The sequence below is a fragment of the Acetomicrobium sp. genome (assembly GCF_059026225.1).
This window is the reverse complement of record NZ_JBWQOQ010000008.1, coordinates 37,706-50,181: the sequence shown is the minus strand read 5'-3', so window position 1 is coordinate 50,181 and position 12,476 is coordinate 37,706. Positions and strand designations below refer to the sequence as shown.

Below are 12,476 nucleotides of genomic sequence, written 5' to 3'. Positions count from 1 at the left end.
TCCTCCTACATTGTTAATTTATGAATTGATGATCCCTTCGTCGCTTAACAGACTCATCATTCTATCTTGGTTAAACCCAACTATAAATTTATCTCCTATTTGAACGACGGGAACGGACAATTGATGAGTACGACGAACAAGCTCCATAGCTGCATTTCTGTCAAGGCTTATATCAATCACCTGGAACTGAATCCCTTTGCTTAATAAAAATTCTTTGACCCTTTCACAGGCAGCACAGGATGGACTTGTGTAGACTCTTACTAACATATTATAAACCACTCCTTGTACACTTTTTTTTAAAACAAAATAGCAACCCAAAACGGAACGATTAATATCGACGCAAAAGTACTCGCCGCAACGAGGTCTGCGGCGTATTTGTGATCCATATTCATCCCCCTGGCAACTATAAAGGCGTTCACTGCCACAGGCATGGCAGAAACTAGTATAACAGCGTTTCGAACATTATGGGCAACTGGCCAAAGGGAAAACAAAAACATGACCAAAAAGGGATAAACTATCACCTTCATCAAAGTATCTACCCATGTAGTCCTGACAGACTTGACGATTTCTTTCAACTGCATATCGGCCCCAAGTATTATTAACGCCAAACCGGTTGCCGCTTCACCCAACATACGAAGCACATCATCTACCCAGTGAGGTATTCGTATATGCAAAAAAGAAGAACATATGAAAGCGAAAATACAGGAAACAATGAGCGGATTTTTTGCCGCTTCCTTGGCCGTCTTCAAAAGGGTATTTAAGTTAATCTTCCCATAAAGGCCGATTTGTCCCCACATCACGGACAGAATTTGATAACCTACGAGCGAAACGCCAAGGTATTTAGACACGGCCATGACTCCCGCGTCCCCCATTGCAAGCGAAACTACCGGAATGCCCATATATATATTGTTTGATCTGATGCACGTCATGAGCGAAACGCCAAGCCTTTTTCGATCTTTTTTCCAAGGAGAAAAAATAAGGGATAAAAAAGGCATTATCAAAAAAGAAAGATATACCGCACATAAAAGATTCACATCATCCCTGTTTATTCCGCCAGAATTGTATATCGTTCTGAAAAGAAGCGCTGGCAGGATTCCCCAGTAAAGTATGCCTCCCAAATCATCGCTATCAGATTTTATAATTTTCATGAGACGCAAAAACCATCCTACCCCCATAATAGCTATCAAAGGCAAAACGATCGTTACATACTGCATTCAATTTTCTCCTCTCGCTCAAACATCTAGAAGTATATTAAAAATTATATATGTTTTCATAAAAGGAATTTACTAATCTCCGGCAAATGCTAAACTTTTACATGGAGGTGGATCGACTTTGGAAGCTCTCATGCACAAGAAAAATTTAACGGCATTTTTGAAGATGTTACAACTTCTTCCGGGAGAAATCACTGCCTGCAAGACCATGCCAGCACAAGAAGCCGAGTTTGGCCCGTGGCCACAGATCAATCCCCAGCTAACGAATGCACTAAAGGAGCTTGGAATAAAAGAACTTTACCTACACCAAACAAAAGCGATCGATATGGCATTGGCAAAGAAGAACGTCGTAGTTGTCACGCCTACGGCCTCAGGCAAGACTTTATGTTATAACATCCCTGTAATTCACTCAATCTTAGAAAACCATTCTTCCAGGGCCCTTTACATATTTCCAACGAAGGCGTTAAGCCAAGATCAGCTAGCCGAGATTAACGCGATAACGAATAAAATTGACATGCCCATATCCACCTGCACTTACGATGGGGATACGCCCCCTGATATACGCACTAAAGTCAGGGCTGCGGGGCATGTTGTTGTCACAAACCCTGACATGTTACATATAGGCATTCTACCGCACCATACGAAATGGATAAAGCTATTTGAGAATTTGCGATACGTGGTCATAGACGAGCTTCATACTTACAAAGGCGTATTTGGTTCCCATATGTCAAATGTAATAAGAAGACTTAAAAGAGTTTGTTCCTTTTACGGATCAAATCCCACGTTCATACTATGTTCTGCTTCAATTTCAAACCCCGCGGAACTTGCTGAAGGTTTGATCGAAAATCATGTTGAGTTAATCACCAATAACAGCGCTCCAAGAGCAGAAAAACACGTTCTCATATATAATCCTCCCCTGATAAATAAAAACCTTGGCATAAGAGCGTCATCACTTGCGGCTACAGCCGATATTGCAGCTCAAGCCATAGCAAACGGAATAAGCACAATAGTCTTTACGAGGTCAAGACTAAACGTCGAACTTTTGCTGACCTATATTAGGGAAAACTTAAAAAGGTTGCGCGTTGATGAAAATTTAGTAAGCGGGTATCGAGGCGGATATCTACCCAAAGAACGCAGAAAAATAGAAAAAGACCTAAAAAGCGGAAAAATCTTGGGCGTCGTGAGTACAAATGCCTTAGAACTTGGAATAGACATAGGAAGCCTTTCTTTAGCCGTCATACACGGATACCCTGGAAGCATATCCTCGGCATGGCAACAAATTGGAAGGGCAGGGAGACGCTCTGGGCACTCAGCTGCCATTCTTGTAGCTTCATCCGCACCTCTTGACCAATTCATAGCTACAAAACCAAATTATTTCTTCGGCGGTTCGCCGGAACTGGCTAGAATAAACCCTAACAATTTATACATATATGTAGACCACGTTAAATGTTCGGCTTTTGAGTTGCCCTTCGCGCAGGATGAATCATTTGGAATAACTAATCCAGAGGAAGTGCTTGAATACTTGTCACAATACGAAGTCCTACATTTCGCAGGATCGCGGTACTTTTGGCAGTCCGACTCCTTCCCCGCTCAAAACATGTCTCTTAGAAGTGCGACGAATGAAAATTACGTAATAATAGATGTCACTGAAGGCCATAAGCCCAGAGTCATCGGGGAAGTCGATAGACCGAGCGCTCCCATGTTAATTCATCCAGAGGCAATATATTTCCACGATGGCAAAAGCTATCAGGTCATTGAACTTGACACCAAAGGCATGCGATGTTACGTGAAGAGCGTATCCGTGGATTACTATACAGACGCAGACCTGGCCACTCACTTGAAAGTATTAGACATATTTACAGAAAAAGGCAACTGGGGCTTAGGTGAGGTCTTATTGACCTTTCGCCCAACCGTTTACAAAAAGATCAAGCTCATGACCCACGAAAATGTCGGATATGGTCACATACACATGGACGAAGATGAAATGCATACAACCGCCTGTTGGATCAAATTAGAAAAGAAATTCACCGATATACTGGGAGAAGAGCGCTTGAGTACAGGCCTTTTAGGAATATCGCATCTATTTCGAGCCATTGCACCTTTGTTTTTAATGTGTGATCGAGGAGATATCAGGGTTCACAGCATGGTACGCGATCCCATGTTTAGTGCTCCGACCATTTATATAGCGGATAATGTCCCCGGAGGCGTGGGACTTGCAGATAGAGCCTTCGCATTGAAAGAAAAACTCATCGACGCAGCTTTCGAGGCAATAGAAAGTTGCCCTTGCTCGGACGGATGTCCCGCCTGTACAGGTGCTTTTGGAGCCACGATGAATGCAAAGGGTCCAACCATGGCTTTGCTTGAAATTTTAAGATCACAGGAAGATCTCAAATGAAGGGTGATAAACATTCACGCCTGGAGCAAATACTTGGCGAGCTAAAACCTGAAAATAAAAAGAAAGAGATCTGCGAAGTAAGGGGGCTTCCTCCAGGGCAATTTTTGGATGAAGATGTATATTTGTGTGAAATCAGACACGAGATACCGAGGGAAGTTGATGTAAATGAACACAAACAATGTATAAAAACACTTTCCTCCTGGGGCGCAGGGGAACCCCTGGTCTTTTTCGATTTAGAGACCACAGGGTTAGCTGGAGGAACGGGAACATACGCTTTCTTGGCAGGAGTAGGCTTTTACGAAAAAAACGACTTCGTCATTCGCCAATTATTTTTATGCTCACCAAGAGCAGAGCGGGCCTGGCTTTCAAGGTTGTTGGATATAATTCCACCCAAACCCGCTTTTGTTACCTATAACGGTAAAAATTTCGATCTTCCTTTGATTAATACACGATTTTTATTATCCAGGATGAAACCCATTGAAGAATCTGGACACTTAGATTTGCTTCACCTCGTAAGAAGACTGTGGAAAAGGCGCATAGGTTCATGCGCATTATCTAACGTAGAAAGGCATATTTTATATATAGACCGAAAAACAGAAGATGTCCCGGGTTGCATAATACCGGAATTGTATAAGATGTTTCTTAAAACAGGAGACGCTGCCGCTTTAAGCGGGGTTTTTTATCACAACGAAATGGACATATTGTCACTCTGCATGCTGTTTTACAAGGTAGCTTTGACTCTTATGGGAAACAGCGCGGATCCCTTTGAGATAGATCGTGCCGGAGACGCTTGGTGCGACCGCGACTTAAATAGGGCAAATCGTCTATGGAGAAAAGCTGCAACTCTAGAACCCCCTGCTAAAAACGCAATTTGGAAATTAGCAATGGAAAATAAAAAAATGAATAATTACTACGAGGCATTGTCGCTATTGATGAAGCTTTACAACATGGACTACAAAAAGATAGATGTGGCCGTTGAAATCTCCAAGTTGTACGAACATAAATTAAAAGACCCGCAAACTGCTTTGATGTGGGCGGAAAGTGCAATAAAAGATTTTCTCAAGTACCGCCCATTAGTAAGAGCACAGCAGAGTAAATGGACAGAACTTCTTAAACGAGTAGAGCGTTTGAGGAGAAAAGTTGGCTAAGCTCGATATAACGTAACCAACATAAAAGCCCCTAATCAGGGGCTTTTATGTTGGCTTTATTTCTTAATATTGGCGATATTGGGCTATGAAGCATGTTTCTTCGTAAACAAGGATACCACTATAAAAACTATGAGCGAGATTAGGGCAGCAAATATTTCTACAGGAGCCCCAAAGAGAGAAACTCCCCCAATGATTCCCCACAAGGCCAGTATTGAGCCTATTATCAAAGAAGCCAGAGCTCCTTCTTTTGTGGCTCCTTTCCACAGGAACCCGCCAATAACCGGAACGAAGACTCCTGCAGTATACATGGTATAGGAGTAAATTAAAGCATCAATGATCCCAGGGACTATCAATGCAATAATTAAAGACAAAATGCCGATGACAAATGTTGAAATACGCGAGACTCTGAGCAATTCCTTTTCTTTATCTACTTCGCTTACATGAAATATCTCAATCCAAAAATCTTTAACAATATGGGACGTAGCTGCCGATAGCAGCGAATCGGCCGTAGACATTATTGCAGCCAGGAGTGCTGCCAAAATAACCCCCCCAAGCAACGGCCCCATCAGGCTTTTCAATATCCAAGGCACGGCCATGGAAGCATCCTCTAAATCAGCAAGTGCATTGGCACCCATGCCCATAATGGCAGGGAAAAAACTAACTATGACTAAGACTACTCCCCCAACTAAAGAAGCATTTCTAGCTGTCGTCCCGCTTTTCGCTGCAAAGAGTCTTTGATAGAAATCTTGGCCTATTAGAGTATACATCACTGTGGGAAGAAGTAGCCACATAATGCTTGACGTGCTCATGCCCCAAAAGCTAAAGTATTCCGGACCTACCCCCTTGGACTGAAGGAGCAATTCCATGCCACCAAATCCTCCTGTGTGGCCCAATACGACGTTTGCCGCAAGAATAACACCAATTGCCGCTAGAAGCATCTGTATTAAATCGGTAATAGTAACAGCCCAAAGCCCACCCGCGGTAGTATAAATGATGAATACGAGGGTTGCGATGATGGCTCCCGTATTCCCGGTTATCCCCAAAATGCCCAAAGCTCCCCTTGCGGAAAGCACCTGCGCAGCCAATATTCCTATAAGTGCAACAATCGAAAGCAGCGAACCTAGAGCTCGAATCGTCTTCCCACCATAACGTCTTTCCAAATAGTCAGGAACAGTATAAAAGGCAAGATCGCGGAATTTTTTAGCCGTAACGAGACCAAGTAATATCAACCCTATGCCACAGGAAACACCGTACCATGCGCCAGATAAACCATATTTAAATCCGTATTCTCCGCCACCCATCACGGCGCCGCCGCCAAAATGAGTTGCGGCAAGAGTGGCCGCACACAGTACAATGCCAAGCCTCCTACCAGCTAATAGGAAATCTGTCATTCCCTTGATGTATACCCTGCCCACCCACCAACCAACCAGCAACATTGCTAACATATAAAAAATAACTATGTATAACACAACATCACGCCTCCTTTATTTTAAAGTGCAAAACCTTTCTGCCAAAGCTTGTCTACATCTACTATTAGATTGACTAGATTGACACAAAAAAGAGATTTACAGTGCTTTTTAATTAAGAAAACATTGGAAGCAGCAGATCATCTGATAAATCATTTCGTTAGCGAGTTTATAGTATATCACAAAAATCAAAGAAGATAAATCACTTTTTTCGGGAGATTTGAGTTAAGATAAGTATAACTACAACTTAATTTTAAGTAGTATTTAAAATATAATAGACCAAACGGTAATGGGAGATGAATGAGATTGTTCATAAGTCCAACTTATGGTCCTCTTGAACTTGAACAGGTAGTGCAGCGGATGTGTGCCTTTATGAAGAAGGAAGGGGAATACCGAATAATTGTCGGAACTGATTCTCAGCCCCTAATGCGCAGTACCCTTTTCGTTTCAGCTATAGTAGTTCACAGAATCGGTCGCGGTGGAATATATTTTTATAGGAAAACATATGATTTAAAACCCTACTCCACCAAAGAACGCATTTTAGCCGAAGCTTCTATGAGCCTCGTTCTTGCCAGCGAGATCTTGCAGTTACTTGCCCGTGATATTGTGCTCAGTGAGCATTACAGGCAGCTGCTTGAAATACATCTTGACGTGGGAGAAAAAGGACTTACAAGAGAGATCTTAAACGTGGTCGTTGGAATGGTAAAAGGAAGCGGCTATGTAGCGCAGATAAAACCCGATGCGTTCGCCGCTTCCTGCGTGGCAGATAAACATACTAAAAGCGCTTAGCCTTTTAGCGTAACTTCATATCCCACTTCATCCAAAGCATTTATAACGCTTTCCAGGTTATCGGTATTCACTGTAATCTCTTTGTTTTCCATATCTATCTTAAACTCAGAAACGCCGAGACTATTTAACGCCTCAGATATGCGCTTTGCACAGTGATGACAGGACATCTCCGGAACACTTAAAACGTATTGCACCATATTTTCATCCCTTCTTTCATGTATATTATTTACTCACTTTCTAAAAGACTTTTTAAAGAATCAAGATCCTTCTTAAATTTTTTGCACGTCAATTCCAAGGGACGAGGCGACGTCATATCAACCCCGGCAACTTTCAAGGCATCCACGGGATCTACGGAGCTACCCAAAGAAAGAAAGCGCAAATAGCGATCTACGGCTGCCTCCCCTTCTTCCAATATGCTCGTAGCTATTGCCGTAGCGGCCGAATAGCCAGTGGCATACTGATAAACATAGTAAGCGTCATAGAAATGTGGTATCCGAGCCCATTCCAAGGACAATTCGTCATCTATAAACAACGTATCGCCGTAATGTTTTTCGTACAAATTCTTCCAAACCATGCTAAAATCTTTGCTTGTCAACGGCTTGCCCTTTTCTGCGTTCTTATGCACCTCAAGTTCAAATTCTGCAAAAAGCAACTGTCTATATACTGTAGTGCGCACTTGTTCCAAATCATAATTAATTAGATAAGCTTTTTCGGCTTTATTATCGGCATTTCTAATTAGATATTCCGACAGCAATATTTCGTTAGTCGTTGAGGCTACCTCGGCCGTGAATATGCTCGCGCTCGAATACACATAAGGTTGGTTTTTAAAAGTAAAATGCGAGTGCATTGCGTGTCCCATCTCATGGGCTAGGGTAAAGACATCTCTCAACATGCCGTTGAAGTTCAAAAGCACGTAAGGGTGTACACCATAAACTCCCCAGGAATAGGCGCCGCTTCTTTTACCCTTATTCTCATATACGTCCACCCACCTGCTTTGAAGGGCCTGAAGGAGCGCCTGGCGATATTCTTCCCCCAAGGGGGCTAGCCCTTCTATGACTATATTTTTAGCGTCCTCGAAACTAAAACCCGCCTTAGGCTCTGGTAAAAGAGGAACGTATAAATCGTAAAAATGCACCTCGTCCAACTTTAGAACCTCTTTTTTAAAGTCTACATATCTGCGAAGGGGATCAAGCCATTCGTTGATCGTTTCTATGGCCTTCTCGTAAACAACTAGGGGAATATTCTGTGGTTGTAAAGAAGCCTGGAGGGTGCTCTCATAGTTTCTTGCCTTGGCATAGAATACGTCCTTCTTTAAACTTCCGAGGTAAGTGGCAGACAAGGTGTTTCTAACTTTCCTGTAACTTGAAAAAAGGCCTTTGAAGGCATCGCGGCGCAGGCGCCTGTCTCTGCTATGTAAAAAAAGGGAATACCTCTCTTCGGTTAATTCCACCTCTGTGCCTGTTTCGTACTTGATCTTTGGAAATTCTATGTCCGCGTTCGTGAGCAAGGAAAATACATTTCCAGGAACTCTGGCCATGTCTGTGGACATGGCAAGCAACCTTTCTTCCTCATGGGATAACACGTGTCCTTCGAGCCGCATTATCCTGGCAAGTTCTGTCTTATACAGATCAAGTCCAGGCTCTTTGCTTAAAAATTCGTCAATTTTATCTTTACCCAGCTCCAATATACTTGGAACAAAAGAAGAAACTGCCTCGGAAAAACGAAGATACATCAAAGAAGCGCGTTGGACCATGGCCTGAGCTTTAAAGTCACGCACATCTTCATGGCTTCTAAAAGATGCATATGCATAAAGTCTGCCCAGACATTCTGCCACCTCATCCCTAAGTTTTAGGCCGCAAAGAAGAGATTTGGCTGAAGAGGTCAGTGATTCAGTCGCCTCTTTTAATTTCTTCATTACCTTTTCTAAGCGATGTAACTCATTTTCCCAGGCGTAAAAATCTGGATATAGATCTTCTAAACGCCATTTGTACTCTTCCGCTATTTCGTCCCTTTCCGGAACGCTCACACTTTTCATTTCGCTCATTACGATGCCCCTTTCTTTTAATCGCTTTTTATTCTCAATGAGTTTAGCATCACCGATATGGAGCTGAAGGCCATTGCCCCTTCGGCAATTATGGGGTGAAGCAAGGCCAGCATTGCTAGAGGTAGAGCTATAATGTTGTAGCCAAAGGCCCACATCAAGTTTTGTCTGATGACGTTAAAGGTTTCTTTGGATATCTCGACTAGATCCACGACCTTGGCCGCACCTCCCTGAAGGATCACCACATCAGCGCTATCAATAGCTAGGTCCGTGCCACTTCCCATGGCAACGCCAACATCGGCAGCCTTCAAAGCAGCCGCATCATTCATGCCGTCTCCTGTCATCATTACTTTTTTGCCAGTTGCCTGGTAGTGTCTGACTATATCCATCTTTTCCCCTGGACGAACGCCCCAATAAAGAGCTTCGATGCCAAGAATTTTTGCCACAACCTTCGCGGTATATTCATTATCTCCCGTTGCCAGGACGACTTCAATATTCATGTCATTAAGACGCTTGACCACCTCGAAGGAATCTTCTCTTATGGGATCAAATACCGCTATGTATCCCATTATAGAATCGTCTTTCTTTACTTCGACCACCGTATAGCCCTTTTCAAGTAAACTTCTGTATACCTTGGGATCCTTTGGCCTTCCAACAAAGTAAGTTTGCCCATTTATCGTGCCCTTGATGCCCTCTCCAACTATTTCCTCAAAATCTCTTATCTCGACATCGTATTTTTTAAGCTCAGAGATGGCCTTACCTAAAGGGTGGTTGGATAGTGACTCCAAGGCTCCAGCGATATTAGCTACTTCATCGGTCAGGTTGTGTTCTACCACCTTTGGGGATCCCAAAGTAAGCGTACCTGTTTTATCGAAGATCACTACACCGACGTCCTTTGTTGTTTGTATTGCTTCAGCGTTTCTTATGATTAAACCACGGCGCATGGCTTTACTGGTGCCCGTTATCAAAGCCATGGGTGTGGCCAACCCAAGAGCACAAGGACAGGCGATTACAATGGTTGTAACGAAGGCAAACACCCCCACGGAGAAAGGATCACGTGTCTTTATGACCCAGGGCAAAAATTTGCTGGCAGTGTTTAAAAAATCACCCCATTTATCAACATTAAAGGCCCACAGCAATCCCGAAGTTAGGGCAAGCAAAAAGACAATTGGCACAAAAACATTGGTGATCCTATCAGCCAGCGCTTGAATCGGAATTTTTGATCCTTGGGCTTCCTGAATGAGGGATATCATCTGAGAAAGGAAGGTATCTTCTCCAACGTGAGTAACCCGCAATTTGATCAAACTCAACAAATTTAGCGAACCAGAGGTCAGCCTGTCGCCCACTTTTTTAAGTACAGGGATTGATTCTCCTGTGATCATCGATTCGTCAACGGAAGACATGCCTTCTATAACCTCGCCATCTACCGGAATGCGTTCCCCAGGCTTTACTAAAATTAAAAAGCCCTCTTTTACCGCCTCGATAGGGACTAAAATTTCCTTTCCCTCATCTGTTATAACCCTGGCTTCTTGGGCTTTAAGCTTGAGCAAGTTCTTTATTTCCTTAGTCGCTTTATCTCTTAAACGCGATTCTATAAAGCGTCCGGTAAGATGTATTGACATCACCATGGCACCAATGCTTCCGAAAGACGTTTCAAATAAACCAACTGCGGCCAGAAGGGCAGTTATAAAGGACATCACGGAGCCCAAAAAAACGAGCACATCCATATTGGCATGAAAATGAGTCAAGGCAATCCATGCTCCTTTGATCGTTTGCCCGCCCGCCACGAAAATGACCAGAGCAGAGGCTGCCACTTCGATGTGAAAAAACCACGGAATGTGATAACCGGCCATGTGCAAAAACATTAACGCCATTAGAGGCGCTGTTACCGACCAAGCCAGAATGACGTTGCGTTTCGAAGCTAAGTAGCGACGAGCCTCAAGGTCTTCTTGAGGCTCATAAGTTACGCCGTAACCAACCTTTTTTACAGCCTCTTCTAAAACTTTTTGAGGAACGTCTTTTTCCAAAACCACGAAGGCAGTCTCCGTGGCCAAGTTAACGGCAGCAAATTTCACGCCATCTACTTTCTTCAAAGCCTTTTCAACTATCATCGCGCATGTCGCACAGGTCATGCCCGTTACGCGAAAGCTTCTTTTTTCCTCAGTCGGCGTCATGCAGCTCATCTCCAATTTCACGTTTCATACTAAAGGTCTTTTATTATAGGCGATATAAACATTGTTAGATATACCTAATTTACAATACTATTTTAAGGCAAGCTTTTCAATAATTCAAGCTTGCCCTTCGCCAAGTCTTTCTTAAGAAAGAGGCGTCACGCTTTTTACCAATATGTACATCTTCCCGCTTCCCAAGGAAGAACGAGCCTCGCCCTCAACATAAATAGGTGCACCATTCTCAAGCGAGCATAAAGTTTCTCCTATTTCAGGGTCATATGTGCGAAGAAGCAGGTAGTCGTGTCTGGGCTCGCCATTAATGTCAATGAAATCCCTTCTTAGGGAGCACTGAAAATACCTGCCGCACCTGTTTTCCTTAATTGATTCACCGCTTAAGAAATGCAAATACCCCGCTATCTTGACCTCGTTTACCCCCATTTTCTCTTTGAGCGTTAAATTCTCCACTTCCAGGCCCCTCCTTTACTGTAAAAAATTGGAGAGGGCAGGACATCGCCAACCCTCTCCACACACAAACGTGTTTGCTTTCAAATTTTCTAAGGCGCCGCTAACACTTTTGAACGCCAACCCATCGGGCACGTCGAACTTATTTTTAAAAGCTAGCAACGCCTTCTTCATTCAAACGCCCCCTTGTAATTTTTACAATTATATAGTAACCCAGATTGAAAGATTATCCAAGTGGCGCAGGAGCATTAAAATATCTTTTATTTTTATTATTGTTTATTGGGGGACTTTTCCTGCTGCCATCTTTGGGCATTTGTTAACCATTGTTCAAATTGCCACCTGGAGATCTCAGTCCTTAGCGAGAGTATTTTTTCATGAATTTGCTTTGCCTTTTCTTTGTCTATCTCATCTTCCAAGAACAGGTACCTTAAGTCCAGCTTCGCGCGCTCGAGCTCACGCATCTTTTGAGCAATCTCTGTTGGGACCTCGTATTTATAAGGCAATCTCTTAAACCCACGCTGCGGACCTGAATCTTCGTCTTCATACCAGCCGTAACCTCCCCACATATGTGCAGGACCGGGGCTCCATCCGTCCCACATATGTCTAGGCGCCAAACCATAGAAGGCAAAGGCTGAACTTCCGATCAATACCACTAACAACGCAATCAACACAGAAACCCAAGGTCTTTTCATGACCTACCACCTCCGCTAACGGTTGATGTAAGTTATTCATCTGTATAATAGCAAGATTTTGGTTTAAGACCTCGGTATTCTTCAGTATACCCCCACCGGTA

Annotated in this window: 12 protein-coding genes; 3 read left to right on the top strand and 9 right to left on the bottom strand. The window is 43.3% G+C overall.

Annotation, left to right across the window (positions count from 1 at the left end; all coding sequences use genetic code 11):
• Positions 1 to 18: 18 nt before the first annotated feature.
• Together AC5SXE_RS10005 and AC5SXE_RS10000 are read right to left on the bottom strand one after the other, a co-directional pair.
• On the bottom strand, positions 19 to 267 hold the full coding sequence (locus AC5SXE_RS10005; RefSeq protein WP_303884472.1) for a glutaredoxin family protein: 249 nt from the start codon (positions 265 to 267) through the stop codon (positions 19 to 21).
• 29 nt (positions 268 to 296) lie between these two features.
• Entirely contained in the window at positions 297 to 1,214 is a 918-nt protein-coding gene (locus AC5SXE_RS10000; RefSeq protein ID WP_332635456.1) for an AEC family transporter, read from the bottom strand.
• A 118-nt stretch (positions 1,215 to 1,332) separates the two neighbouring features.
• Between AC5SXE_RS10000 and AC5SXE_RS09995 the strand changes: the two genes are divergently transcribed.
• Together AC5SXE_RS09995 and AC5SXE_RS09990 are read left to right on the top strand one after the other, a co-directional pair.
• Positions 1,333 to 3,606 carry a DEAD/DEAH box helicase gene (locus AC5SXE_RS09995; RefSeq protein ID WP_493917324.1) on the top strand — a complete coding sequence of 758 codons (2,274 nt, stop codon included), beginning with the start codon at positions 1,333 to 1,335 and terminating at the stop codon, positions 3,604 to 3,606.
• Positions 3,603 to 4,754, top strand: coding sequence for a ribonuclease H-like domain-containing protein (locus AC5SXE_RS09990; RefSeq protein ID WP_303884477.1), 1,152 nt, complete (start codon positions 3,603 to 3,605; stop codon positions 4,752 to 4,754). The genes AC5SXE_RS09995 and AC5SXE_RS09990 overlap by 4 nt, the downstream gene beginning before the upstream one ends.
• A gap of 83 nt (positions 4,755 to 4,837) precedes the next feature.
• Here the strand turns inward: AC5SXE_RS09990 and AC5SXE_RS09985 are convergent, their stop codons facing one another.
• On the bottom strand, positions 4,838 to 6,223 hold the full coding sequence (locus tag AC5SXE_RS09985) for a sodium:solute symporter family protein (protein WP_303884478.1): 1,386 nt from the start codon (positions 6,221 to 6,223) through the stop codon (positions 4,838 to 4,840).
• A gap of 303 nt (positions 6,224 to 6,526) precedes the next feature.
• On the opposite strand from AC5SXE_RS09985, the gene AC5SXE_RS09980 reads away from it, so the two are divergent.
• Positions 6,527 to 7,009 (top strand): ribonuclease H-like YkuK family protein, encoded by a 483-nt coding sequence (locus tag AC5SXE_RS09980; protein WP_332635453.1) that lies wholly within the window; start codon positions 6,527 to 6,529, stop codon positions 7,007 to 7,009.
• Here the strand turns inward: AC5SXE_RS09980 and AC5SXE_RS09975 are convergent.
• The 6 genes from AC5SXE_RS09975 to AC5SXE_RS09950 all read right to left on the bottom strand — a co-directional run bounded on the left by AC5SXE_RS09975 (position 7,006) and on the right by AC5SXE_RS09950 (position 12,375).
• Entirely contained in the window at positions 7,006 to 7,206 is a 201-nt protein-coding gene (locus tag AC5SXE_RS09975; RefSeq protein ID WP_310847978.1) for a heavy-metal-associated domain-containing protein, read from the bottom strand. The genes AC5SXE_RS09980 and AC5SXE_RS09975 overlap by 4 nt on opposite strands.
• A gap of 29 nt (positions 7,207 to 7,235) precedes the next feature.
• A complete protein-coding gene (pepF, locus tag AC5SXE_RS09970) occupies positions 7,236 to 9,053 on the bottom strand; it encodes an oligoendopeptidase F (RefSeq protein WP_493917323.1) in 1,818 nt (605 codons plus the stop codon).
• 17 nt (positions 9,054 to 9,070) lie between these two features.
• Entirely contained in the window at positions 9,071 to 11,233 is a 2,163-nt protein-coding gene (locus AC5SXE_RS09965) for a heavy metal translocating P-type ATPase (RefSeq protein WP_493917322.1), read from the bottom strand.
• Between the two features lie 132 nt (positions 11,234 to 11,365).
• Positions 11,366 to 11,686, bottom strand: coding sequence for a hypothetical protein (locus tag AC5SXE_RS09960; RefSeq protein ID WP_303881151.1), 321 nt, complete (start codon positions 11,684 to 11,686; stop codon positions 11,366 to 11,368).
• Between the two features lie 15 nt (positions 11,687 to 11,701).
• Positions 11,702 to 11,857 carry a hypothetical protein gene (locus tag AC5SXE_RS09955; protein ID WP_303881153.1) on the bottom strand — a complete coding sequence of 52 codons (156 nt, stop codon included), beginning with the start codon at positions 11,855 to 11,857 and terminating at the stop codon, positions 11,702 to 11,704.
• A 95-nt stretch (positions 11,858 to 11,952) separates the two neighbouring features.
• Positions 11,953 to 12,375, bottom strand: a complete 423-nt coding sequence (locus AC5SXE_RS09950; protein ID WP_303881154.1) for a hypothetical protein — start codon at positions 12,373 to 12,375, stop codon at positions 11,953 to 11,955.
• Positions 12,376 to 12,476 lie beyond the last annotated feature (101 nt).

What these genes read in the sequence shown, in the direction of transcription:
- AC5SXE_RS09990 (WP_303884477.1), top strand. Translation starts at nt 3,603, where the DNA reads ATGAAGGGTGATAAACATTCACGCCTGGAGCAAATACTTGGCGAGCTA.
- pepF (WP_493917323.1), bottom strand. Translation starts at nt 9,053, where the DNA reads ATGAGCGAAATGAAAAGTGTGAGCGTTCCGGAAAGGGACGAAATAGCG.
- AC5SXE_RS09955 (WP_303881153.1), bottom strand. Translation starts at nt 11,857, where the DNA reads ATGAAGAAGGCGTTGCTAGCTTTTAAAAATAAGTTCGACGTGCCCGAT.
- AC5SXE_RS10005 (WP_303884472.1), bottom strand. Translation starts at nt 267, where the DNA reads ATGTTAGTAAGAGTCTACACAAGTCCATCCTGTGCTGCCTGTGAAAGG.
- AC5SXE_RS10000 (WP_332635456.1), bottom strand. Translation starts at nt 1,214, where the DNA reads ATGCAGTATGTAACGATCGTTTTGCCTTTGATAGCTATTATGGGGGTA.
- AC5SXE_RS09965 (WP_493917322.1), bottom strand. Translation starts at nt 11,233, where the DNA reads ATGAGCTGCATGACGCCGACTGAGGAAAAAAGAAGCTTTCGCGTAACG.
- AC5SXE_RS09975 (WP_310847978.1), bottom strand. Translation starts at nt 7,206, where the DNA reads ATGGTGCAATACGTTTTAAGTGTTCCGGAGATGTCCTGTCATCACTGT.
- AC5SXE_RS09950 (WP_303881154.1), bottom strand. Translation starts at nt 12,375, where the DNA reads ATGAAAAGACCTTGGGTTTCTGTGTTGATTGCGTTGTTAGTGGTATTG.